Genomic DNA, 24,524 nt, shown 5'->3' with positions numbered 1-24,524 from the left:
GGGGGTAGGCGGTGCGACGATCATTCGGATGGCCGGTAGCGGCCGCCTTGTTGGTCCTCGGAGCGAGTGCCTGCGGAGGTACGTCCGCCGAGGGACAGAGGGGCACGGACGAGGAGACGCCGACGAGCGACGCCGACGCCTGGGTCTCTGCCGAGGACTACCACCCGGACCGGTTCGCCGAGTCCGCGCAGGTCGACCACCGCTGGTACCCGCTGGAGCCCGGCACGCGGGCCGACTACCGGGGGTCCTCGATCGAGGAGGGCGAGCGCCTGCACCACGGCGTGACCATCATCGTGACGGACCTGGTCAAGGTGATCGACGGCGTGCCGAACGTGGTCGTGTGGGAGCGCGACTACACCGACGGCGAGCTGGTCGAGACCGAGCTGGCGCTGTTCGCCCAGGACGAGGACGGCAACATCTGGCACATGGGCGAGTACCCCGAGGAGTGGGAGGACGGCGAGTTCGACAAGGCCCCCGCCTGGGTCCACGGGATCGCCGGCGCCACCGCTGGCATCACCATCCCCGCCGATCCCCGGACCGGGACCCCCGACTACGCGCAGGGGTTCGCGCCGAAGCCGATCAACTGGGTCGATCGCGGTCGCGTCTACAAGACGGGTGAGCGGACCTGTGTCCCCGAAGCGTGCTACTCGGACGTGGTGGTCGTCGAGGAGTTCGAGCGCACGATCCCCGACGCCTTCCAGGACAAGTACTACGCACCCGGCGTGGGCGTGGTCCGGGTGGGCTGGCGCGGCGAGAACGACGAGTCGAAGGAGGTGCTCGAGCTGGTCGACTTCCGCAGGCTCTCGCCGGAGGAGCTGGCCGAGGTGCGCGAGGACGCACGTGCGCTCGAGGACCGCGCCTACCGGATCAGCGCCGACGTGTTCGGCCAGACGCCCCGCTCCGAGGTCGCGTCCCCCTGATCACTCGACACTCGGAAGGTCCACCACGAACCGGGAACCGTGCGGCTCGACTCCGAGGATGCGCACCGTCCCGTGGTGCGCCGTGACGATGTCGTGCACGATCGCGAGGCCGAGGCCCGCTCCTCCTCCGTCGCGGGAGCGGGCCTCGTCGAGCCTGGTGAACCGCTTGAACACCACCATCCGGTCCTCGGGGGCGATCCCGGGACCGTCGTCGCTGACGACCACCTCGCACCGACCGTCGGACTCGCGCAGCCCGAAGGCCACACACCCCGTGGCGTGCCGCTCCGCGTTGCTCGCCAGGTTGCGGACCGCACGAGCCAGATCGTCCCCGCTCCCCCGCGTCCGCGCGGCGGTGACCGCGCTGGTGTCCACCCGCACGCACCCCCGCTCCCGCAGCCGACGCGCCTCCTCGAGGACGACGTCGTCGAGGTCGACGACGTCGTGGGGCCGGGCGAAGACGCCTGACTCGGCCCGAGCGAGGAACAGCAGGTCGTCGACCAGCTTCTGCAGGTCCACGGTGTCCGCCAGCAGGTCGCGACAGAGGTCGTCGGTGTTCATGACGCCGGGATGCTCGATCGCGACCTCGAGGCTCGAGCGGATGCGGGTCAGCGGTCCGCGCAGCTCGTGCGAGGCGTCGGCGACGAACCTGCGCTGCCGGTCCGTCGCCTGCTCGACCCGGTCGAGCATCGCGTTCATGGTCCGGGCCAGCCGCGAGATCTCGTCGTCGGAGCGCGACGTCGGCACCCGCCGGTCCAGCTCGTCGCCCTTGATGCTCGCGACCTCGGTCCGGATCGCCTCGACCGGGCGGAGCACCCGCCCGGTCAGCCACCACAGCAGCAGGGCCAGCAGCGCGACCACCAGCGGGACGGCGACCGCCAGCGACGTGGTCAGGGTGCCCACGCTCTCGTTCACGTCGTCGAGGTTCTTGGCGACGACCAGGGTGTCCGGCCGGCCCTCGCCGAGGGGGCGGGCGAGGACCCGGAACTCGCCGTTGCTCAGGGGGACGTCGGAGACGGTCACCGTGACCTGTCCCTGGCCCGCCCGGAGCGCGGGGACCGCGGGCGGCAGCTCGGCTGCGTTCTCGCTCGCCGCCAGCACGGTGCCGTCGGGCGCGACCACCTGCAGGAAGGTGTCCTCGGGGTCGCCCTCACTCGGCAGCCTCGCACCGAACGAGCCGGCCACCACGTCGGCCTCGATGTTGTCGGCGCGCTGGATCAGCGCCTCGTCGATGCCGTGGCTGAGCACCCGCTGCTGGGTCAGCACGATCCCGACCGCGCTGACGGAGAGCATGACCGCCACCAGCAGCGTGGCCAGGAGGGTGACCTTCGACCGGACGGTGCTCGGGCGCCTCATCTCAGGCTCTCGACGGTCCCGCTGCCGCCGAGCCGGTATCCCGCGCCCCGCACGGTCTCCAGGTCGTGGCGGCCGAACGGCTCGTCGATCTTGCGTCGCAGCCGTCTGATGTAGACCTCGACGATGTTCGGGTCGCCCTCGAAGTCGTAGTCCCAGACGCCGTCGAGGATCTCGAACTTCGGGTTGACCAGGTCGGCCCTGCGCATCAGGTACTCGAGCACCGCGAACTCGCGCGGGGTGAGCGTGATCTCGACCTCGCCGCGCCAGCAGCGGTGCCGCGACGAGTCCAGCCGGAGGTCGCCGACCTCGATCGGCACCGGCACGCCGCCCGACGTCCGACGGAGCAGGGCCCGCACGTGCGAGACGAGGACGGGGAACGAGAACGGCTTCGTCAGGTAGTCGTCGGCGCCGGTGTCGAGCGCCTCGGTCTGGTCCGATACCCCGTCCTTCGCCGTGAGCACGAGGATCGGCGTCCAGATCCCGCGGGACCGGAGCTCGCGGCAGACCTCGAACCCGCTCATCCGGGGCAGCATCAGGTCCAGGACGACGAGGTCGTAGCGGTACTCCGTGGCGTGCCACAGACCTTCCGCACCGTCGAGCGCGACCTCCACGGCGAAGCCCTCCGCGTCCAGACCGCGCTTGACCGCGGCCGCGATCCTCTTGTCGTCCTCGACGAGCAGCACCTTCATGTCCCCGCCCGCAACGCCTCGACCGGTTCGAGCCGCGCCGCCCGGAGAGCCGGGTAGAGCCCGGCGACCAGCCCGGTGAGCCCACCCACCACGGGCGCGAGGAGCGGGACCGACGGGTCCACCACCGGGGTCCAGGACTGGTACGTCGCCACCCCGACGACGACCAGCATCCCGGCGCTCGCGCCCAGCACCCCGCCCACGGCACCCATCGTGGCACTCTCCAGGAGGAACTGGGTAGCAATGTGACGCCGCGAGGCGCCCAGCGCACGGCGCAGCCCGATCTCACCGACCCGTTCCATCACGGAGACGAGCGTGACGTTGGCGATGCCGATCGCCCCCACCAGCAGCGAGACGCCCCCGAGCATGAGGAAGAGCAGGTCGAGGTCGCTGCGGATCCCCGCCCGCATCCGCTGCGGCTGCTCGGGCGAGGCCACCTGGAGACCGAGCGGGTGGTCCGGGCGGAGCGCCAGCGGGGCCTGCTCCGCGAGCAGGCTCGCCGCGCCCACTCGCGTCTCCACCACGACCGACTCCGGTGACGCGAGGTGGTATCCCCGCCGCGCCGTCCCCTCGGGGATGATCACCGAGCTCAGGAGGTCGTGCTTGCGCTCCACGCTCTCGAGCACGGCGACCACCAGGAAGACTTCGTCGCCGATGCTGATCGCGGGCAGCCCGTCCACCCGCTGGACGCCGAGCAGCCGGGCCGCGTTCGGTCCGAGCACCGCGACCTTGTCGGCCCGCTGCGAGTGCCCGACGTCGGGCAGGCGTCCCTCGCGCAGCCGGGCGCGCACCGCGGTGAACAGGTCCGGCGAAGCGGCCTCCACCGGCACCTTGAAGGCGGCCCGTCGCCCCGGCGCGTCGACCGGGGTGCCCCGGACCAGGTCACCGCCGACGTCGACGTTGCTCAGGGTGCCGGCCGCCACCACACCGTTCAGCCGTTGCATCCGGGCGGCCGCGTCCCACGGGAGGTCGTTGGCGGGCCTTCCCTCCTCGGCCGGTAGCGCCGAGACGGTGATCTCGGTCGCGGCCAGCTCGTCGAACCGGCCGATGATCTGGTTGCCCGCCGTACGCGAGAGGCCCAGCGTCGCCACCAGTGCGGCGAGCCCGATGCTCGTGCCGAGGATGGTCAGCATCATGCGCCCGGGGCGCGCGAACATTCCGGCGAACGACTCGAGGACGAGGTCGCGCGGCCACATCCGCGACGGGGCGGGCTCCGCCCCGGTCCAGGTCCGGTCGACCTCGCCGCGGGTCACCGGTCGCTCCCGATCCGGCCGTCGACCAGGCGCACTTGCCGCTGGGACCACTCGGCGACACCGGGGTCATGGGTGATCACGATGACGGTGAGGCCCGCCTCGTACAGTCCGCCCAGCAGCTCGAGGATCCCGGCCGCGGTGACCGAGTCGAGGTTCCCGGTCGGCTCGTCGCACAGGAGCATCCGCGGCTGGTTGACGATGGCTCGGGCGATCGCCACCCGCTGCCGCTGCCCGCCGGAGAGCCGGGTGGGGACGGTGTCGGCACGGTCCTCGATGCCCACCGCCGCCAAGGCGTTCCGGGCCCGCTCGGCCCGGCCCGCCCACTCCCGGCGTCCGTAGACCTCGGCGAGCATCACGTTCTCGAGGACCGTGCGGTAGCTGAGCAGGTGGAACGACTGGAACACGAAGCCGAGCAGCCGGCTGCGCAGGCCGGCCCGGCGGCTGTCGCTGAGGCTGTCGGCGTCGACGCCGTCGAGCCGGTACGACCCCGTGGTCGGTCTGTCGAGGCAGCCGATGATGTTGAGCAGGGTGGTCTTGCCGGACCCCGAGGCGCCGACGACCGAGACCAGCTCACCGGAGTCCACCTCGAGGTCCACGCCGCGGAGCGCCCTGACCGGCGCGACGCTGCCGTAGCTTCTGCTGACGTCGACGAGCTGCACCAGCGGCGGCATCCGGATCACCCTCCGGCTTTCCGGTCCGCCTTGTAACCGACGACCACGAGGTCGCCGGCCGCCAGAGAACCCTGGGACGGTGTCACGCTGACGTAGCCGTCGGCCGAGAACCCCGTCTTCACGGGCACGAAGCTCAGCTCGCCCCGCACGGACTTCTGCACGCGCGCCCCCCCGTCCGCGCCCATCGACACGGCACTCACCGGGACGGTCAGCTGGGAGGAGCGCGTGGTGCGGATCGGGATGGTGAGCCGCACGGACGCGCCGACCAGGGCCAACGGCGGTCGCTCCACCGCCACCTCGAAGAACACGTGGAACCCGTCGGCGCCCTCGGTTCCCGGCCGTGAGGCGACCCGGCGGACCCGACCGACCGTGTCGATGCCGAGCGCGGGCTCCTCGACGAGCACCTTCGCCCCGGTGCGGACACGCCCCGCCTGCTCGACCGGGACCAGCCCGTCGACGACCACGTCGGAGTCGGTCACCGTCAGCAGGGGCCCGTGCGGGGCGTCACCGAGGTCGACGCGCCGCTCCGTGATCCGCAGCGGGACCGTCGGCACGAACACGACCTCGTCCGCCGGCAGCTGAACCCCGTCGCCGGACTGGGACCCCGGGAGCAGGTCTGCCTCGGCCGGCCGGGTCCGCGCCACCTCCGCGGCGGTGGCGACCATGGGTTCGAAGCCGTGCTGCCGGTAGAGCGCGCTGACCGCACGCCCCGTGGCGGCGTCGTACACGCCGTCGACGGCGCCCGGGGAGAGGCGCGCCCGGCGCAGCGCGCGTTCGAGCTGTCCGACGTCCTGGCCCGTCATGCCGGGCCCGAGGTCGCGGTACGCGGGCTGCCGCCCCTCCAGCACGAACACCGGTCGCCCGGAGACGGTCGCCAACACGTCACCGGCGGTCACCACCGTCCCCGTGGAAGGCAGCCGGGTGACCACCTGGACGCCGACCTTCAGGTACGACGGAGTGACCCGCAGCTGCCTCGGGGAGCCGAAGTGGGCGGTGCCGCGGGTCACGACCCGCGTGGAGAGCACCTGGTCGACCACGGGGACGAGGATCGGCGACGCCACCGGCGGCGCGGTGCGCGCGGCCGCCTCCGCCGGCGACCGCACTTGGTCCGCGGCGACCCAGGTGGCAGCGGACGACACGGCGACTGCGGCGACCACCAGGACCACCAGGCTTCGACGCCTCATCCCGACCACCTCGCCTCTCCGCGACTCCGAGGACACTCCGGGAGGTCTCCCTGACCGTCAGGTTGGCACCGTGGTGCTGACGGGACCCTGAACGCTGCGCACGGCATGGTCAGGTGACGTTCAGCCGGGGCGTGCTGTCATCGACTCAGTCCGCGGACGCATCGAGGAGGCCAGTCGTGTCCAGACACTCACAACCCGGGACCCGGTGCCCCCGTCCGGCCGGTCGGCCGGCGGCGCTCGTCGCGGCCGGAGCGCTGCTGGCCGTCTCCGGCTGTGGGGGCGGCGCCTCTCCAGGGCAGGAGGCACAGGGCGGTGACCGTCTCCCGGGCGTCAAGGAGTTCGGGCTGACCGAGGTGGAGTTCGTCGACCACGTGGAGGAGACCCAGGCGCGCATCGCCGACTGCATGACCGAGGCCGGGTTCGAGTACATCCCGGTCGACGTGAAGACGATCGAGCTGGCCCAGTCCCGGGTCCGGATGGACCCCGGCTACACCCGCCGCTCCTACAAGGAGAAGTGGGGCCTCGGGGTCACCACACGCTACGACAACCCCGTCCGGGACACCGGCCTCGGACCCAACCTCGCGATCTGGAGGGCGTTGCCGCCGAGCGACCGCGAGGCCTACAGCCGGACCCTGTGGGGCGACGACCCGAACGCGGACTTCGTGTTCACCTTCGACGAGGAGGACTTCTCCTCCACCGGTGGCTGCACGCGCAAGGCCGTCGCGCAGGTCTTCACCCCTGCCCAGCTGAAGGGCACCTACGTGAACCCCAAGGACGTCCTGGTCGAGAACGACCCGCGGATCATCCAGGCCCAGGACGCCTGGACCGAGTGCATGCGCGACCGGGGCTACGAGTACGAGGACGACCAGGACGCCATCATCGAGGAGTACCAGGAGCGGCTCGACGAGCTCCTCGAGGGCGACGACCCGAGGACGTTGACCGGCCCCCGCGCGGCCGCCCTCGAGAAGCTCCAGCAGGAAGAGATCGCCGTGTCCCTCGCCGACCTCGAGTGCCAGCTCGAGCACACCGACGAGGTGTTCCGCGAGGTGGAGATCGAGGTGTTCGGCCGACCTGTGAGCGGCTGAGGTTCGTCTTGGAATCGCGGAACGTGGGCGGGTCGGTACGGATAGTCGCGTACGACGGCATATGACCGTTGCTGCGCCGTTTCGATGGCCCGAGGGCACCTGAAAGGACCACCCCAGGTTCCCCCTGTGTAGGGGTGTTGCGACGAGCAGGCTGAGCGGACGCTGAGAAAGCCGAGCCGTTCTCTCAGACTCCCACCCGGGGGAGCCTTCCGCACCGAGATCCATGGGCTCTGGCGGGGGAGGTCCAGGCCCATGATGCGTTGGCTCGTCGGTACCAGCCTCAAGCTGCGACGGCTCCTGCTGGCCCTGGCCGCAGGCATCGTCGTGCTCGGTGTCGTGCAGGTCGGGAAGACCTCCGTCGACGCGCTGCCTGAGTTCCAGCCGCCGACCGTGGAGGTCCAGACGGAGGCGCTCGGGCTGTCCGCCGCCGAGGTGGAGCAGCTGATCACGGTGCCGCTGGAGCAGGACCTCCTGGTCGGCGTCCCGTTCCTCGACGAGATCGAGTCGGTGTCCCTGCCGGGGCTCTCCTCGGTGGTGATGACCTTCGAACCCGGCACCGACCCGCTGGACGCCCGCCAGGTGGTGCAGGAGCGGCTGACCCAGGCCGTCGGCGCAGCCGGTCTTCCCGCGGTGGCGAAGCCGCCCCAGATGATCCAGCCGCTGTCGTCGAGCAGCCGGGTCTCGATGGTCAAGCTGACCTCGAACGAGCTGAACCCGATCGAGATGTCGGTCCTCGCCCGCTGGGTGGTCGTCCCCCGGCTGATGGGCGTGCCCGGTGTCGCGAACGTCGCGATCTGGGGCAACCGGGAGCGCCAGCTGCAGGTCCTCGTCGACCCCGAGCGGCTCCGCGAGAACGGGCTCACCCTGCCCGCGGTCATCCGTACCGCCGGCAACGCCCTCGAGGTCTCGCCGCTGTCCTACCTCGAGGCGTCGAAGCCGGGCACGGGCGGGTTCATCGACACCCCCAACCAGCGCCTGAACATCTTCCACGAGCAGGCCATCACCACCGCCCCCGAGCTCGCCCAGGTCCCCGTGGAGGGCCCCGACGGCGGCATGCTGCGGAGCCAGGGCGGCCCCATGGAGCTGGGTGACGTCACCGACGTCGTCGAGGACCACCAGCCGCTGATCGGCGACACCGCGTGCGCGGACGGCGCCAAGTGCCTGATCCTCGTGGTCGAGAAGTTCCCGGGCGCCAACACCACCGAGGTGTCCGAAGAGGTCGAGGGCGCCCTCACCGCTCTCCGCCCGGGTCTGGCGGACATGGAGGTCGACTCCTCGCTCTACCGCCCGGCCTCGTACCTCGAGTCCTCCTGGACCAGCCTCGGCCGGGTGCTGGCGGTCGGTGGCGTGCTGATGCTGGTCGTCCTCCTCGCCCTGCTCTGGGACTGGCGGCGGACCCTGATGGTCGCGGCCGGGGTGGCCGTGTCCCTGACCGCCGCGATCCTGGTGCTCGCGGCGACGGACACCAGCGTCAACCTGCTCGTCGTGACCGGCCTCATCGTCGGGTTGACCGTGATGGTCGACGACGCGGTCGGCGACGGCGGCGCCCTGGCCCGCGGGATCCGCGCACAGCGTGAGACCGGCACCAGCGCCCCCGTCCTGTCGGCGATCGTCGAGTCCACGGTCGGCATGCGCCGGTTCGCCATCTACGGCGCCTTCATGGTGGCGGCCGCGACGCTGCCGCTGTTCTTCCTGAGCGGCGAGGGACAGGCCTTCCTGCCGCCCATCGCACTCGCCTACCTGCTGGCCGTGGCCACGTCCATGCTGGTGACCCTGACCCTGACGCCGGTGCTCGCGATGATGCTGCTCTCCCGCGCTCCGCTCGAGCGCAGGCAGTCCCCGCTCGTGACCTGGCTGCACCGCCGGTACGACCGGTCCGGGTCCCGACTGGTCACCCGGGCGGGCGCCGCCGTGGTGGTGCTCGCGGGCACGACCGTGCTCGCGCTCGCCGCGCTGCCCTTCCTGGACACGTCGATGCGGCCCGCGTTGGCGGAGCGGCACGTGCTGGTGCACGTGGCGACGGCTCCGGGCACCTCGCTGCCGCGGATGACGGAGATCACCAGCCAGGCGGTCGACGAGCTGGGCGCGCTGCCCGGCGTCAGCGGCGTCAACGCCCAGATCGGCAGGGCCGTGATGTCGGACCGCCAGGTCGACGTCAACGAAGGAGAGATCTGGATGCAGATCGACCCCGGTGCCGACTACGACGAGACCCTGGCCGCGGTCGAGGGTGCCGTCTCCGGCGCGCCGGGCGTCACCGCCGAGGTGATGACCTACACGGACCAGCAGGTGCGCGACCTCGTGGTCGAGAACGAGCACGACGTCGCCGTCCACGTGTACGGCGAGAACGCCGACGTGCTCGCCGACAAGGCCGCGGAGCTGCGCGACGCCATCGCCGAGGTCGACGGGGTGGACCGGGTCGCGATCACGCCCACGCCCCAGGAGACCACGGTCGAGGTGCAGGTCGACCTCCAGCGGGCGCAGGCCCTGGGCGTGAAGCCTGGCGACGTCCGCCGCGCGGCCGCGATCCTGCTCGGCGGCATCACCGTCGGCAACCTCTTCGAGGAGCAGAAGGTCTTCGACGTCGTGGTCTGGGGCGCGCCGCAGATCCGGGGCGACCTCGCGGACATCGAGCGGCTGCTCATCGACACCCCGGACGGGCGCTCGATCCGGCTCAGCGACGTGGCCGACGTCAGGGAGGTGCCGAACGCCGCGGTGATCCGGCACGAGTCCGTGGCCCCGTACGTCGAGCTGACCGCCGACGTCTCCGGCCGTGACCTCGGCGACGTCAACGCCGAGGTGAAGGCGCTCGTGGCCGCGACGCAGTTCCCGCTCGACCACCACGCCGAGGTGCTCGGGGGCTACGCGGTGCAGCAGGCCGATCGCGCCCGCGTCGCCGCGCTCGCCGGCATCGCGCTGCTCGCGATCTTCCTGCTCTTCCAGGCCGCGTTCCGGAGCTGGCGGCTCGCCGCCCTGGCCGTCGCGATGCTTCCGGCCGCCTCGGCCGGAGTGCTGCTGGGCACGCTGTTCACCGGCGGCACCATCACCCTCGGCGTCGTCGCGGGGGCGCTGGCCGTGCTGGGGACGTCCTGCCGCGCGCTGCTGGTGTCGCTGGGGCAGATGCTGCGCCTCGAACGGCGCGAACGGGTCGAGTTCGGGCCCGACCTGGTGACCCGCGCGACCCGGGACCGGCTCGCCCCGGTGCTCACCGTGCTGCTCGCGACGGCCGCCCTGCTGGCACCGCTCGTCGTGGCCGGCGGGTCCACCGGGCTCGAGCTCATGCGTCCAGCCGCCGCTGCCTTCCTCGGCGGCATGGTCACCACCGCGCTGGTCACCCTGTTCGCCGCGCCGGCGCTCTTCCTCAAGCTCGGCCCGACGCCCGACCAGGACAGCTGGGCCGACGAGCTGTACGAGCCGCTCGCCGAACCCGACCCGATCAAGATCTAGGGGGATGTCATGCAGCGGAAGCGTGCAGCCGTGCCGGCGATCCTGCTGGCCACCGCCGGTCTGCTCTCGGGGTGCGCGGGAGCTGTGTCCGATGCCTACGTCATCGAGAACGAACCCGGGAGCACCCACCACATCGCCGGCACCGAGCTGAGCCGGGTGACCCTGACCGAGGACGCCGTGGAGCGGCTCGGCATCGACACGACGCCTGTGACGGCGACCGGACGGCACCTGGTGGTCCCGACATCCGCGGTCTTCGTCGACACGGAAGGCGCCTGGTGGGTGTACACGAACCCGCGCCCCGCGGTGTACGTCCGGCACGAGGTCGAGGTGGGCCGGGAGCAGAGCGGCCGGGCGATCCTGGCGCACGGCCCCGCGGAAGGCACCGAGGTCGTCACCGTCGGGGTCGCCGAGCTGTACGGCGTCGAGTTCGCCGTCGGCCACTGACCGGTAGTCCTGGCCCGAGCACACAGAGAGGTCGATCTCCATGCGATGGATCGTCGGATCGAGCCTGAAGTTCCGCTTCATCATCGTCGCGCTGGCGTCGGCCCTGGTGTTCATCGGCGTGCACCGGGTCAACGACGCGCCGGTCGACGTGTTCCCCGAGTTCGCGCCGCCGAAGGTCGAGATCCACACCGTCGCGATCGGGCTGGCCCCCACCGAGGTCGAGTCGCTGATCACCGTGCCCCTCGAGCAGTCGCTCAACGGGGTGCCCGGGGTCGCGGAGATCCGCTCGAAGTCTGTCGAGCAGCTCTCCCAGATCGTGATGCTGTTCGAGCAGGGCACCGACCTGCTGGAGGCGCGCCAGCTCGTCCAGGAGCGCATCGCCACGATCAGCCCGACCCTGCCGACCTGGGCGGCGCCGCCGGTGCTGCTGCAGCCCATGTCGGCCACCAGCCGGGTCCTCAAGATCGGCCTGTCGAGCAGCGACCCGGACCTGGACATGATGGACCTGTCCATGACCGCCTACTGGAAGATCCGGGCGCGCCTGCTCCGGGTCCCGGGCGTGGCCAACGTCCCGATCTGGGGCGAGCGGCTGGACATGGTCCAGGTGCAGGCCGACCAGAAGCGCATGGCGCGGGAGAACGTCACCCTCGAGCAGGTGATGACCGCGACCTCGGACGCCCTGGACGCCGGGCTGCTGACGTACTCCCAGGGTCACTTCATCGGCCGCGGCGGGTGGCTCGACGGCACGGAACAGCGGGCGAGCGTCCGGCACGTGCAGCCGATCGTGACCTCCGAGGACATGAAGACGATCCCGATCCGCACCCAGGACGGCCGCCAGGTCCAGCTCCAGGACGTGGCGGACCTCGTCCGGGGCCACCAGCCGCTGATCGGCGACGCGGTGATCAACCAGGGCGACGGGCTGATGCTTATCGTCGAGAAGCTGCCGTGGGCGAACACCATGGACGTCACCCGGGGCGTGGAGCAGGCGCTCGCCGAGATGCGCCCGGGTCTACCCGGGATCGAGGTCGACTCCTCCATCTTCCGGCCCGCCACCTTCATCGAGGACTCGATCGACAACCTGACGCGCGCGCTGATCATCGGCGCCCTGCTGATGATCTTCATGCTCGGGGCGTTCCTCTACTCCTGGCGCACCGCGGTGATCAGCGTGGTGGCCATCCCGCTGTCCCTGCTCACCGCCGTGCTGGTGCTCAGCGCCCAGGACACGACCATCAACACGATGATCCTCGCCGGCTTCGTGATAGCCCTCGGCGACATCGTCGACGATGCCATCATCGACATCGAGAACGTGGTGAGGCGCCTGCGGCAGCACCGTGCCGAGGGCGGGAAGCGGTCCACCGCGCGGGTGATCCTGGATGCCTCGATGGAGGTGCGGGGGGCGATCGTCTACGCCACCCTGATCGAGATCGTGGCGGTGCTGCCGATCTTCCTGCTCGCCGGTCTCTCCGGCTCCTTCTTCCGGCCGCTCGCGCTGGCCTACGCACTGGCCCTGCTGGCCTCGATGGTCGTCGCGCTCACCGTGACGCCGGCGCTGAGCCTGATCTTCTTCCGCAGCCCCAAGTCGCTCGAGCACCGGGAGTCGCCACTGGTCCCGTCGATGAAGCGGGGCTACACCTGGCTGCTGACCCGGGTCGTGCGGCGCCCCCAGCGCGCCTACGCCGTGGTCGGGCTCACCACCATCGCCGGGCTGCTGACGCTTCCGCTGCTGGGGCAGTCGCTGCTGCCGAACTTCAAGGAGCGCGACTTCCTCATGCACTGGCTGGCCAAGCCCGACACCTCCCTGCAGGAGGAGGTGCGGACCACGAAGCTGGTCAACGCGGAGCTGCTGGAGATCCCGGGCGTGCGCAACGCGGGGTCGCACATCGGCAACGCGCTCCTCGGTGACGAGCCGTACGGCGTCTACTTCGGCGAGAACTGGATCAGCGTGGACCGCCGGGTCGACTACGACAAGACCCGCGAGAGCGTCGAGGACGTCGTCAACAGCTACCCGGGCGTCTACCGGGACGTGCTGACCTACCTCAAGGAGCGGATCCGGGAGGTCCTCACCGGCACCAGCGACGCGATCACGATCCGGATCTCCGGGCAGGACCTCGACGTCCTGCAGCAGAAGGCCACCGAGGTCAACGAGCTCCTCGGCGCCATCCCGGGTGTCATCGAGAACCACGTGGAGTTCCAGGACATGATCCCGCAGCTCCAGGTCAGGGTGGACCTCGAGAAGGCCAAGCAGTACGGCGTCAAGCCCGGCGACGTACGGCGGGCGGCGTCGTGGATCATGGCCGGCGAGGAGGCCGGCGACATCTACCGCGGCGGTCGCGCCTACGACGTCCAGGTGTGGAGCCCGCCCGAGGCGCGGGAGAGCGTGACCGACCTGCACAACCTGATGATCGACACGCCGGACGGCGGGCGGGTGCGGCTGGCCGAGATCGCCGATATCACGATCCTCCCGGTGCCCAACGTGATCCACCACAACGGCCTGTCCCGCAGCATCGACGTCGGCGCGAACATCGACGACTCGCGTGACCTGGGGTCGATCGTCGACGAGGTGGAGGACACCCTGGCGACGGTCGACTGGCCGCTGGAGTTCCACGCCGAGCTCCTCGGCGAGTACACCGAGCGCGAGGCCGCCTCTCAGCGGCTGCTGTGGTCCGCTGGCGCGGCCGCGCTCGTGATCCTCCTGCTGCTGCAGACCTCCTTCGGGAGCTGGCGGCTGGCCACCCTGGAGTTCCTGACCCTGCCGATCGCGCTGGTCGGCGGCGTGCTGACCGCGTACCTGTTCGGCGGCGGCGTGATCTCGCTGGGCTCCCTGGTCGGGTTCCTCACGGTCTTCGGCATCGTGGCCCGGAACGGGATCATGCTGATCAGCCATGCCCAGCACCTGGAACGGGTGGAGGGGATGCGCTTCGGGCCCGACCTGGTGATCCGGGCGGCCCAGGAGCGGCTGGTCCCGATCATGATGACCGTGCTGACGACGGGGCTCGCCCTGATCCCGCTGGTGGCGTCCGGGTCGATCCCCGGCCAGGAGATCGAGCACCCGATGGCGCTGGTCATCCTCGGTGGTCTCGTTACCGCTACGCTGTTGAACCTCTTCGTGGTGCCGCCGCTGTACCTCCGGTTCGCGAAGAGCCGGACGGCTCCGCTGGTCCCGGCCCAGCGCGTGGAGCCGGGCCGATGACCCGCCTGCCGACCCAGAGCCTTCCGACGAGGGGGCACACACGATGCAGGTCCTGGTGGTGGAGGACGAGCAGCGGCTGGCCGCTGCGATCGCGCGCGGCTTCCGGGACCGTGGCTTCGACGTCGCCCTCGCCCCTGACGGGTACACCGGCTACCGGATGGCGAAGGACGTCTCGTTCGACGTCATCGTGCTGGACCTCATGCTCCCGCGGCTCTCCGGCCTGGAGGTGTGCCGACGGCTCCGCAACGAGGGGTTCTGGACCCCGATCCTGGTGCTCACCGCGAAGGACCGGGTGTCCGACGAGACCGACTGCCTGAACGCCGGGGCCGACGACTACCTCCGCAAGCCGTTCGCCTTCCCGGTGCTGGTGGCGCGCTGTCGGGCGCTGACCCGGCGGGGCCCGGCCGCGGTCCCCCCTGAGCTGCACGTCGGCGACCTCGCCCTCGACCCCCGTCGCAGGACCGCGCGGTGGGGCGAGCACCCGATCCCGCTCTCGCCGCGGGAATTCGCGCTGCTGGAGTTCCTGATGCGGCACGCCGACCGGGTGTGCTCGAAGGAGGAGATCTTCGAGGGTGTGTGGGGTGACACCGGCAAGCGTGACCTCAACGTGGTGGAGGTGTACGTCGGCTACCTCCGCCGCAAGATCGACCAGACCTTCGGGACCAGCCTCATCTGCACCGTCCGCGGGCGCGGGTACACCGTGGCGGGGCGTCCGTGAACGGCTCCGAGCCCACGACCGGCCGGACCGGCGGGCGGCGCGGCATCTCCCTCCGCCTCCGGGTCGTCCTCATCACCGTCGCCGCGGTCACGGTGATGGTCGCCACCGGGGGTGTGCTGATCATCCAGGCCGTCCACGAGGAGTACGTCGACGCGGCCGACTGGGTCGCCCTGTCCCGAGCGGACGAGGTCGCCGAGCGCGCTCGGCTGGGCACCCTGCCGCCCCGTCTGCCCGTCGTCGACGAGGGCGAGACCGTGGTGCAGGTCGTGCGCGACGGGACCGTGGTCACCAGCTCGAAGAACCTGCCGGTCACGACCCGCCTGCCGCTGCCCGACCAGCCGTCCGGTGACCGGACGGTGGCGGAGGTGGCAGACATCGCGGGGCTCGGCGGGGGCCCCTACCGGACCACGGTCGTCGACATCCGCACGCCGGACGGTCCGGCCACCGTCTTGGTGGCGGTCTCCACGGAGGACGGCGAGGACATCGTCGAGTCCGCGGTGCGCATCGGATCCATCGGGCTCGTGTTCCTCATGCTGCCGATGAGCCTCCTCCTGTGGGTTGCGGTCGGCCGCACGCTGGCCCCGGTGGAGGCGATCCGGGAACGGGCGGCGGTGATCAGCGCCGACCACCTCTCCGAGCGGGTGCCCGAACCGCCGGTCAACGACGAGATCGGGCGGTTGGCGCGCACCATCAACGCGATGCTGGCCCGGCTCGACGCCGCCGCCGACCAGCAGCGACGCTTCCTGGCCGACGCCGCGCACGAGCTGCGCAGCCCGGTGGCCAGTCTGCGTGCGCAGCTCGAGACCGCTCTGCCCCCGGGCCGCGGCCCGGCCGCCCTGAACCCCGACGACCTGCTGGCCGACACCCTGCGCCTGCAGGCGATCGTCGACCAGCTGCTCCAGCTGGCCCGCATCGAGGACGGAAGCGGCCGCGCCGTGCGGGTCCCGGTGGACCTCGACGACACGGTGGCGACGGTGGTGACCGCGCGCGACCTGGAGGCGCAGGGCCGCGGCGTCACCGTCGACACCACCGAGGTGGTGCCGGTGCAGGTGGTCGGTGACCCGGCGCTGCTGGAGCAGGTGGTGCGCAACCTGGTGGACAACGCGGTCCGGCATGCGGAGCGGGAGGTGCGGGTGTCACTGGACGCGCGCGAGGGGATGGCGGTGCTGACGGTCGACGACGACGGACCGGGGATCCCGGTCGAGCACCGCACCGACGTGTTCCGCCGCTTCACCCGGTTGGACGACGCCCGCGACCGCGACGGAGGTGGCGTCGGGCTGGGCCTGGCGATCGTCGCGGACATCGTGGCGGCCCACGGCGGGAGCGTCGTCGCGCTGTCGTCCCCCGCGGGAGGGGCCCGGTTGCAGGTGACCCTGCCGGCGAGCGCCGTGACCACCGGGCCGGCCCCGGACGCTCCCGGCTCGATGGACCGCGGCCAGGACGTGCGGTAAGCGGCGGCCGGGGTGGCGCTACCTGACGAAGCCCTCCTTCTTCAACCAGTCGAAGGCGACGTCGGCCGGCTCGCGGCCGTCCACGTCGATCTGCGCGTTGAGCTCGATCAGGGTCTCGTCGGTCAGCTTCTCGGTGACCGGGGCGAACAGCTTCTCGATCTGCGGGTTCTCGTCGAGCTTCTCCTCGCGCACCACGACCGAGACGTTGTACGCCGGGAAGAACCGCTTGTCGTCCTCGAGCACCGCGAGGTCGAGCGCCTTGATCCGGCCGTCGGTCGTGAAGATCTCGCCGAAGTTGCAGTCGCCGTCGGCCGTGGCCGCGTAGATCGCACCGGTGTCGAGGGTCTTGAGGTTGGCCCGCGGCACCTCCTTCTCGATCGGCATGCCGTAGGTCTCCAGCATCGGCTCGAGGCCGTCGTTGCGGTTGGCGAACTCCGACTCCACGCAGAAGGTCCGCTCCGCCACGGGCAGCTTCGCGATGTCCGAGAGCGTGCTCACCCCGAGCTTCTTCGCGGTCTCCTGGGTGGTGGCGAAGCCGTAGGTGTTGTTCATCGGCGCCGGCGGCAGCCAGACCAGGTCGTTGCGCTTGCGGTCCTCGTCGCGCACGGCCTGGTACTGCTTGTCCTCGTCGGGGATGCCCTGCGGGTGCCCGAGGTAGGAGATCCAGGCGGTGCCGGTGTATTCCCACTCCAGGTCGACCTGGCCCTCGAGCTGGGCCTGCCGGGCGCTGGCGCTGCCGGGGATGTTGGTCAGGTCGGTGACGTCGGCCCCGGCGGAGCGGAGCAGGATCACCGCGATCTTGCCGAGCAGCAGCTGCTCGGAGAAGTTCTTCGACCCCACCGCGACCTCGGCCCCGTCGAGCCGCTCGGTGTCGGCGATCGGGCCGGCGAGCTCGCCGGTCGGGACGAAGCCGCCCGCGGTGCCGAGGCCACAGCCCGCGAGCAGCAGCACCGAGCCGAGCGTCGCGAGGAGGGCGGTCAGGTGGCGCAGTCCTGTCACGTTCAGATTCCCTTCGGCCGCGCGACGCGCTCGAGCACGCGTCCGGCCCAGTCGACGAGCAGGGCGAGCAGCGCGACGAGCAGCGCACCGCTGACGAGCACGGGGTACCGGAAGAGGGTGATGCCGGTGACGATCAGCGTGCCGAGTCCGCCCGCGTTCACGAACGTCGCCAGGGTCGCCGTACCGACCAGCAGCACCAGTGCGGTGCGCACGCCGGTCATGATCACCGGTACGGCGAGCGGCAGCTCGACCCGGAACAGCACCCCGGCCCCCGACATGCCGATCCCGCGGCCGGCCTCGACCAGTGTCGGGTCGATGCCCTGCAGGCCGGTGATCGTGTTCCGCAGCACCGGCAGCACGGCGTAGAGGGTCAGCGCGAGCACCGCGGTCCCGAACGTGAACCCGAGCAGCATCGCGAGCAGCACGATCAGCCCGATCGCGGGGGCCGCCTGCCCGGCGTTGGCGATGCCGACGGCGAGCGGTGCAGCGCGCTTGAAGCGCGGCCGAGTGAGCGCGATCCCCAACGGGATCGCGACCAGCAGCACGAAGAACGTGGCGACCAGGGTCAGCTTCACGTGCTGCCAGATCAGGTCGAGGATCAGGCCCCAGGCGAGCTGGCGGGCCTCGATCGAGTCGAGGTCCGCGGTCGCGCGCCACCAGGCCCAGGCGCCGAAGACGAGCGCGACGACGACCGGGAGCACGAGCAGCAGGATCCGGGACTCCCCGGACACCGCCCACCGGCTGCGACGCGGCGCGGTCTCGGTGTCCGCGGAGCGCGGTGCGTCGCCGGCGGGTACGGCGACGGGGCGCGTCGTGTCGGTCCGGCTCATGCTCCGCCGCCCTCCCACGCGTCGTCACGCCCCGCGGTGGCGTCGGCGGCGCGGCCCTCGGCGAGCTGCTGCTCCGTGGCCTGGATGTGACCCGTGACCGCGGTGAAGTTCACGACCCCGAGGTACTCGTCGCGGCGGCCGGTGACGATCGCGGCGCCGTGCGTCGAGGTGAGCATCATGTCCAGCGCGTCGTTGAGGGTGGCCCGCCGATCGAGGGTCAGCACGTCGTCGCGGACCGGCCGGACCGTGTCGGCCGCGGCCAGCTCGCGCAGCCACATCCAGTCGACGGGACGCCTGCGCTCGTCGAGGACCACGACGGCCTGGTCGCCGTTCGCCTCGGCGCGGGCGCGGACCTCGGCGACCCGCTCCCCCACGGTCGCGGTGGTCGGGTGCACCAGCTCGACGTCGGAGACCCGGCTCAGCGACAGCTGCTTGAGCGTGGAGCCGGCGCCGACGAAGTCCTCGACGAAGGCGTTCGCGGGCGCGGCCAGGATCGCCTCGGGGGTGTCGTACTGGGCGATCTGCGCGCCCTCCTGCAGGATCAGGATCCGGTCCCCGAGCTTGACCGCCTCGTCGATGTCGTGGGTGACGCAGACGATGGTCTTGCGGAGCTCCTCCTGGATGCTCAGCAGCTCGTCCTGCAGACGCTGGCGGGTGATCGGGTCCACTGCGCCGAACGGCTCGTCCATCAGGATCACCGGCGGGTCCGCGGCCAGGCCCCGGGCCACGCCGACCCGCTGCTGCTGGCCTCCGGAGAGCTCGCGCGGGTACCGGTCGCGGTACTTCGCCGGGTCCAGGCTGACCAGCTCCAGCAGTTCGTCCACCCGCTCCGACGTCCGGCGGGAGTCCCACTTGAGCAGGCGCGGGACCACCGAGATGTTCTGCGCGACGGTCAGGTGCGGGAAGAGGCTGCCGCCCTGGATCACGTAGCCGACGTGGCGGCGCAGCTGGTCGACGTTCCTGCCGCGGACGTCCTCGCCACCGATGGAGATGGTGCCCGAGGTGGGCTCGATCAGCCGGTTGATCATCTTCAGCGAGGTGGTCTTGCCGCAGCCGGAGGGGCCGACGAACATCACGATCTCGCCGGCCGGGATGTGCAGGCTCAGGCCGTCGACCGCCGGCTTCTTCTGGCCCGGGTAGCGCTTGAGCACGTCGACGAGCTCGAGGTCGACACCGCTGACGTCGGGGTTGCCCGGGGCGTCGGTGCCACCGGCGCGGGTGTTCGAGGGCGGAGTGGTGGTGGACATGTCAGGCACGGATCCCCTTCGAGATGGTGAGTCGGCCGAGCAGGAGCAGGAGGGCGTCGATGGCGAGGGCGAGGATGACCACCCCGAGCGTCCCGACGAGGGCGGAGTTGAGGGCGTTCGCGCCACCGATCTGCGCGAGGCCGGTGTAGATCAGCTGGCCGAGCCCCGGGCCGAGCACGTAGGCGGCGATGGCCGCGATCCCCATCGACATCTGGGTGGAGACCCGGATGCCCGCGAGGATCACCGGCCACGCCAGCGGCAGCCGCACCCGGGTCAGCGTGGCGAGGGTGTTCATGCCCATGCCGTGCGCCGACTCCACCAGCCGCGCGTCGACCCCCTGGAGCCCGACGACCGCGTTCCGCAGGATCGGCAGGGTCGCGTAGAAGGTGACGGCCACGAAGGCGGAGGCCACGCCGATCCCGACCAGCGGGACCAGCAGGCCGAGCAGTGCGAACGACGGGATGGTGAGCCCCATCGCGCTGACCGCGTTGGCGACCGGCTCGAGGGGACGGAAGCGAGTCACGACCACGGCCAGCACCACCGCGATCACGGTCGCGACCAGGACGGCCTGCAGGACGAGACTCACATGCTGGTAGGCGCTGAAGGCGATCTGGGCCTTGCGCTCGTCTATGAACTCCCACACGGGCCTAGTCCTACCCACTTGCCCGAGTTGCAAAGGTGACACGATGTCACGCATGCGCATCGTCTCGCTGCTGCCGTCCACGACCGAGATCCTCTTCGACCTCGGCGCGGGCGACCACGTGGTCGGGGTCACCTTCGAGTGCGACCACCCCGCGGAGGCCCGCAGCCGGACGATCGTGTCCACCAGCGCGATGCCGGAGGGGCTCGCCCCGGCCGAGGTGGACGCCTTCGTGACGCGCGCGATGCACGCCGGCGAGGACCTCTACCACCTCGACGAGGGCGCGCTCTCGGGCCTCGACGCCGACCTGGTGGTCACCCAGGACCTGTGCGCGGTCTGCGCCGTGGACGTGTCCGTGGTCGACGACGCGCTCGCCCACCTCGGGTGCACCGCGGAGGTGCTCACCATCGACCCGCACACGCTCGACGAGGTGCTCGGCTCGGTGGAGACGCTGGGCCGGGCCACCGGCCGCGAGGCGGACGCGGCCGCCCTGGTGGCGTCGCTGCGCGGGCGCCTGGACGACGTCGTACGACGGACCTCGGGGCTCTCGCGGCCCCGGACCCTGGTCCTGGAGTGGACCGACCCGCCGTTCGCCCCGGGGCACTGGGTGCCGGAGATGGTCACGCTCGCGGGCGGCGACCCGGTCCTCGGCACGGCCGGCGAGAAGTCGTTCCGGGTGGACTGGGAGCGGGTGCGCGCCTCCGCCCCCGAGGTGGTCGTGTGCGCGCCCTGCGGCTACGGCCTCGCCGGGTCCACCGCGCTCGCCGAGCAGGTCGTCGCCGCCGGCGTGCTGGACGGCGACGTGCCGGTCTGGGCGGTGGACGCGAACGCGTCCTTCGCGCGACCGGGCCCCCGGCTGGTGGACGGGGTGCAGGCGCTCGCCGGCATCCTGCACCCGGGCGCGGTCACGGAGCCGACGGCGCCGATGGCCCGCCGCGTGCGCTGACGCCGCGGGCCGTCCGGCCGGCCGGAGGTGTCAGCCGCGGGTCAGGTGGGACAGCAGGTCCTGCCGGGTGACCACGCCGACGGGCATGCCGTCCTCCTGCACGAGCAGCGCGTCGGCCTTCTCCAGCGCGGTGACCGCGGCCGAGACGGGCTCGTTGGAGCCGATCGAGGGCAGCGGCGCGCTCATGTGGTCCTCGACCGGGTCGGCCATGTGCGCCTGCCCGGCGTAGAGCGCGTCGAGGAGCTCCCGCTCGGACACCGAACCGGCCACCTCCGCGGCCATCACCGGCGGCTCCGCGCGGACCACGGGCATCTGCGAGACGCCGTACTCCTGGAGGATGTGCACCGCCTCGGCGATGGTCTCGGTCGGGTGGGTGTGCACGAGGTCGGGCAGCTTCCCGCTCTTGCCGCGCAGCACCTCACCGACGGTCTGCTCGTCCTCGGCGGCGGGCAGGAAGCCGTACTGGCCGAGCCACTCGTCGTTGAACACCTTGGTCAGGTAGCCGCGGCCGGAGTCGGGCAGCAGGACCACGATCACGGCCTCGGGGTCGTCGAGCTCGTGCGCGAGCTGGACCGCGGCGAACGCCGCCATGCCCGAGGAGCCGCCGACCAGCAGCGCCTCCTCGCGGGCCAGCCGGCGGGTCATCGCGAACGAGTCGCGGTCGGAGACCTCGATGATCCGGTCGGCGATGTCCCGGTCGTAGGTGGTGGGCCAGAAGTCCTCGCCGACGCCCTCCACCAGGTAGGGGCGGCCGGTCCCCCCGGAGTACACGGAGCCGTGCGGGTCGGCGCCGATGACCTGCACCGCGCCGCCGCTCTTCTCCTTCAGGTAGCGGCCGATCCCGGAGATCGTGCCGCCGGTGCCGACGCCGCACACGAAGTGCGTGATCCTGCCGTCGGTCTGCTCCCAGATCTCCGGACCGGTGGTCTCGTAGTGCGAGCGCGGGTTGTTCGGGTTGGAGTACTGGTCCGGCTTCCAGGCGCCCTCGATCTCGCGCACCAGGCGGTCCGAGACGTTGTAGTAGGAGTCGGGGTGCTCCGGCGCGACGGCGGTCGGGCAGACCACCACCTCGGCGCCGTACGCCTTGAGCACGTTGCGCTTGTCCTCGCTGACCTTGTCGGGGCAGACGAAGACGCACTTGTAGCCCTTGGCCTGCGCGACCATCGCCAGGCCGACGCCGGTGTTGCCGGAGGTCGGCTCGACGATCGTGCCGCCGGGCTTGAGCGAGCCGTCGGCCTCGGCGGCCTCGACCATCCGCAACGCGATCCGGTCCTTCACCGACCCGCCGGGGTTCATGTACTCGACCTTGGCCAGCACGAGCGGCCTCGCGCCGTCGGTGGTCTTGGACAGGCGGAGCAGGGGCGTGTTGCCGACGAGGTCGAGCATCGAGTTCGCGTATCGCACGCGGTCAGTCTAGGGCCGTTCCGTAGCATGGAAAGCGTGGGGAAGGCTGCTGCTGCTCGAAGGTTGGCGGCCGCTGCCGCATACGGCGGCGGCGGCCTCTCCGTGCTGGGCGCCTCCGCCTACGGTCTGCTCGCCGCGGAGGCCAGGCTCGCCCGGAAGACCATCGGCGGGCCCAGCGACGAGCCCGGCCCCGACGCCACCGGCTGGTACGGCCAGGGCCGCCCCGGACCCGCGCTGAAGCTGGCCCTGCTCGGCGACTCGAGCGCGGTCGGCTACGGCGTGGAGACGGTCGAGGAGACCCCGGGCGCCCACCTCGCCTCGGGCCTCGTCGAGGCCGCGGGCCGCCGGGTCTACCTGCGCTCGCTGGCCGTCGTCGGCGCGCAGACCAAGGACCTCTCCGCCCAGATCGACGACGCGCTGCCGATGGAGCCGCACGTGGCGGTGATCCTGATCGGCGCCAACGACGTGACCCACACGGTGCGGCCCTCGGAGTCGGTGCGGCTGCTGGAGCAGGGCGTACGCAGGCTCCGCGAGGCCGGCGTCGAGGTCGTCGTGGGGACCTGCCCGGACCTGGGCACCATCGAGCCGATCGCCCCGCCGCTGCGCCAGGTCGCGCGCACCTGGAGCCGGCGGATCGCCGCCGGCCAGACGATCGCCGTGGTCGAGGCGGGCGGCCGGACCGTGTCGCTCGGGTCGATCCTGGGCCCGGAGTTCAGCGCCTCGCCGGGTCTGTTCTTCGGCCCCGACCAGTTCCACCCGTCCGCGGCCGGCTACGCCAGCCTCGCCTCCGTGCTGCTGCCGTCGGTGCTCGCCGCGGCGGGCCTGCTGCCCTTCGAGGACCTGCTGCCCGAGGCGTTCCGGGGCGAGGGCGTCATGCCCATCTCCTACGCCGCGGTCGAGGCCGCCAAGACACCGGGCACCGAGATCGACGGCACCGAGGTCGGCGGCTCCAAGCGCGGCGCCCGCGGCCGCTGGGTGCTGCTGCGCCACCGCCGCCGCCAGCCGCAGGCCGAGGCCGAGGCACCGGTGGAGGGCGCCGAGCCCGGGCGGGGCCTCGCCGCGGTCGGCGACGAGGACGCCGACCCCGACAGCGAGCCCGCTCCGGCCTGAGCCGGTCGGCTCCCGCGGGGTCGAGGACAGCACGAGGGCCCCTGGTCTGACCAGGGGCCCTCGTCGTCGCTCTGCGTCGCCGTCGTACGGCGGCGGAATCAGTCGTTGCCGCGGAGGATCGCAAGGATCCGCAGGATCTCGATGTAGATCCAGATGATCGTCACGGTCAGGCCGAACGCCGCGCGCCAGGACTCGATCTCCGGCAGCCGGGCGGCGATGCCGCGCTCGACGAAGTCGAAGTCGAGGATCAGCATCAGCACGCCGAGCCCGAGGCCGACGACGCTCATGACCAGGCCGAGCCCACCGAAGCCGTTGAGGCCGATGGCGTTGCCGAAGAGGCCGAGCACGAAGTCCATCAGCACCAGCGCGACGAAGCCGAACATGGCGGCCACGACGAACTTGCGGAACTTGGGGCTGACGGAGATGTTGAAGAACTTGTACGCCGCCAGCGTCCCCGCGACCGCGGCGACCGTGCCGACGACCGCGCCGACCACGACGCCGTCCCACATCGACTCGAAGGTCTTGCTCATCGCACCGATGAACAGGCCCTCCGCGACGGCGTAGGCCAGCACCAGCGCGGGGCTGACCACCCGCTTGAAGGACAGGACGAGCCCGAGGCCGAGACCTGCGAAGGCGCCGCCCATCCAGGCCATGCCGAGCATCGCCGGGGGCACGAAGACCCAGGTGAGCGCGGCGGTCAGGACGACCAGCCCCAGGGTGATGCCGGTCTTCTGCACCACCGAGTCGATCGTCATCGGGGCCGTGGGACGCACCGGCGCGTAGGTCTCGGGTGCCTGCGACGAACCGGTGCCCCACGCGGACGAGTCGGTGTATCCGGGGTAGGTCACCCCGCTCTGGCTGGTGCGGCGGCCGTTGAAGCCCTCGGACCGCGCGAATACCGGGTTGCTGCTCTGCATCTGTTGGTCTCCTCCTTGGAGGCCTCGGCGAC

General features: G+C 71.7%; 20 protein-coding genes. 9 read left to right on the top strand and 11 right to left on the bottom strand.

The genetic code is table 11. The features are described 5' to 3' along the window. Positions 1-11 precede the first annotated feature (11 nt). Complete coding sequence (locus K1X13_RS10495) at positions 12-920, top strand: hypothetical protein (protein ID WP_221025017.1); 909 nt, start codon at positions 12-14, stop codon at positions 918-920. Here K1X13_RS10495 and K1X13_RS10490 read toward each other — a convergent pair whose 3' ends face one another. The 5 genes from K1X13_RS10490 to K1X13_RS10470 are packed head-to-tail and all read right to left on the bottom strand — an operon-like array spanning position 921 to position 6,067. Then, positions 921-2,273 (bottom strand): ATP-binding protein, encoded by a 1,353-nt coding sequence (locus K1X13_RS10490; RefSeq protein ID WP_221025016.1) that lies wholly within the window; start codon positions 2,271-2,273, stop codon positions 921-923. Continuing rightward, entirely contained in the window at positions 2,270-2,962 is a 693-nt protein-coding gene (locus K1X13_RS10485; RefSeq protein WP_221025015.1) for a response regulator transcription factor, read from the bottom strand. Before K1X13_RS10485 ends, K1X13_RS10490 begins: the two co-directional genes overlap by 4 nt. Beyond that, a complete protein-coding gene (locus K1X13_RS10480) occupies positions 2,959-4,212 on the bottom strand; it encodes an ABC transporter permease (protein ID WP_308249501.1) in 1,254 nt (417 codons plus the stop codon). Before K1X13_RS10480 ends, K1X13_RS10485 begins: the two co-directional genes overlap by 4 nt. Then, positions 4,209-4,883: an ABC transporter ATP-binding protein gene (locus tag K1X13_RS10475; RefSeq protein WP_221025014.1), complete on the bottom strand. Its 675-nt coding sequence runs from the start codon at positions 4,881-4,883 to the stop codon at positions 4,209-4,211. Before K1X13_RS10475 ends, K1X13_RS10480 begins: the two co-directional genes overlap by 4 nt. 5 nt (positions 4,884-4,888) lie before the next feature. Then, positions 4,889-6,067, bottom strand: coding sequence for a peptidoglycan-binding protein (locus K1X13_RS10470; protein ID WP_221025013.1), 1,179 nt, complete (start codon positions 6,065-6,067; stop codon positions 4,889-4,891). A 176-nt stretch (positions 6,068-6,243) separates the two neighbouring features. Here K1X13_RS10470 and K1X13_RS10465 point away from each other — a divergent pair, with 176 nt between their 5' ends. The 6 genes from K1X13_RS10465 to K1X13_RS10440 all read left to right on the top strand — a co-directional run bounded on the left by K1X13_RS10465 (position 6,244) and on the right by K1X13_RS10440 (position 16,399). Further along, complete coding sequence (locus K1X13_RS10465) at positions 6,244-7,152, top strand: hypothetical protein (RefSeq protein ID WP_221025012.1); 909 nt, start codon at positions 6,244-6,246, stop codon at positions 7,150-7,152. A 252-nt stretch (positions 7,153-7,404) separates the two neighbouring features. Next, positions 7,405-10,596, top strand: a complete 3,192-nt coding sequence (locus tag K1X13_RS10460) for an efflux RND transporter permease subunit (RefSeq protein ID WP_221025011.1) — start codon at positions 7,405-7,407, stop codon at positions 10,594-10,596. 9 nt (positions 10,597-10,605) lie between these two features. Next, complete coding sequence (locus K1X13_RS10455) at positions 10,606-11,040, top strand: hypothetical protein (RefSeq protein WP_221025010.1); 435 nt, start codon at positions 10,606-10,608, stop codon at positions 11,038-11,040. Between the two features lie 40 nt (positions 11,041-11,080). Continuing rightward, complete coding sequence (locus K1X13_RS10450; RefSeq protein WP_221025009.1) at positions 11,081-14,230, top strand: efflux RND transporter permease subunit; 3,150 nt, start codon at positions 11,081-11,083, stop codon at positions 14,228-14,230. A gap of 43 nt (positions 14,231-14,273) precedes the next feature. After that, the gene (locus tag K1X13_RS10445; RefSeq protein ID WP_221025008.1) at positions 14,274-14,948 is read left to right on the top strand and encodes a response regulator transcription factor; all 675 of its coding nucleotides are present in this window, start codon (positions 14,274-14,276) and stop codon (positions 14,946-14,948) included. Continuing rightward, entirely contained in the window at positions 14,945-16,399 is a 1,455-nt protein-coding gene (locus K1X13_RS10440) for a sensor histidine kinase (RefSeq protein WP_308249500.1), read from the top strand. The genes K1X13_RS10445 and K1X13_RS10440 overlap by 4 nt, the downstream gene beginning before the upstream one ends. Positions 16,400-16,417: 18 nt before the next feature. Here K1X13_RS10440 and K1X13_RS10435 read toward each other — a convergent pair whose 3' ends face one another. The 4 genes from K1X13_RS10435 to K1X13_RS10420 are packed head-to-tail and all read right to left on the bottom strand — an operon-like array spanning position 16,418 to position 20,118. Next, positions 16,418-17,398, bottom strand: a complete 981-nt coding sequence (locus K1X13_RS10435) for a glycine betaine ABC transporter substrate-binding protein (protein WP_308249499.1) — start codon at positions 17,396-17,398, stop codon at positions 16,418-16,420. A gap of 2 nt (positions 17,399-17,400) precedes the next feature. After that, positions 17,401-18,228, bottom strand: a complete 828-nt coding sequence (locus K1X13_RS10430; RefSeq protein WP_221025007.1) for an ABC transporter permease — start codon at positions 18,226-18,228, stop codon at positions 17,401-17,403. Next, positions 18,225-19,475, bottom strand: a complete 1,251-nt coding sequence (locus K1X13_RS10425) for an ABC transporter ATP-binding protein (protein ID WP_221025006.1) — start codon at positions 19,473-19,475, stop codon at positions 18,225-18,227. Before K1X13_RS10425 ends, K1X13_RS10430 begins: the two co-directional genes overlap by 4 nt. 1 nt (position 19,476) lies before the next feature. Beyond that, entirely contained in the window at positions 19,477-20,118 is a 642-nt protein-coding gene (locus K1X13_RS10420) for an ABC transporter permease (RefSeq protein ID WP_221025005.1), read from the bottom strand. A 52-nt stretch (positions 20,119-20,170) separates the two neighbouring features. On the opposite strand from K1X13_RS10420, the gene K1X13_RS10415 reads away from it, so the two are divergent. After that, positions 20,171-21,061: a cobalamin-binding protein gene (locus K1X13_RS10415; protein WP_221025004.1), complete on the top strand. Its 891-nt coding sequence runs from the start codon at positions 20,171-20,173 to the stop codon at positions 21,059-21,061. Between the two features lie 30 nt (positions 21,062-21,091). Here K1X13_RS10415 and K1X13_RS10410 read toward each other — a convergent pair whose 3' ends face one another. After that, entirely contained in the window at positions 21,092-22,465 is a 1,374-nt protein-coding gene (locus tag K1X13_RS10410) for a cystathionine beta-synthase (RefSeq protein ID WP_221025003.1), read from the bottom strand. Positions 22,466-22,501: 36 nt separating this feature from the next. On the opposite strand from K1X13_RS10410, the gene K1X13_RS10405 reads away from it, so the two are divergent. After that, positions 22,502-23,575 carry an SGNH/GDSL hydrolase family protein gene (locus K1X13_RS10405; protein WP_221025002.1) on the top strand — a complete coding sequence of 358 codons (1,074 nt, stop codon included), beginning with the start codon at positions 22,502-22,504 and terminating at the stop codon, positions 23,573-23,575. A 98-nt stretch (positions 23,576-23,673) separates the two neighbouring features. On the opposite strand, the gene K1X13_RS10400 is transcribed toward K1X13_RS10405, so the two are convergent. Beyond that, positions 23,674-24,492, bottom strand: coding sequence for a Bax inhibitor-1/YccA family protein (locus K1X13_RS10400; protein WP_221025001.1), 819 nt, complete (start codon positions 24,490-24,492; stop codon positions 23,674-23,676). Positions 24,493-24,524: the final 32 nt, after the last annotated feature.

The organism is Nocardioides jiangsuensis, from assembly GCF_019679455.1.
Taxonomy (GTDB): domain Bacteria; phylum Actinomycetota; class Actinomycetes; order Propionibacteriales; family Nocardioidaceae; genus Nocardioides_C; species Nocardioides_C jiangsuensis.
Note: the sequence above shows the minus strand (reverse complement) of the source record. Positions and strands in the feature narration are given on the sequence as shown.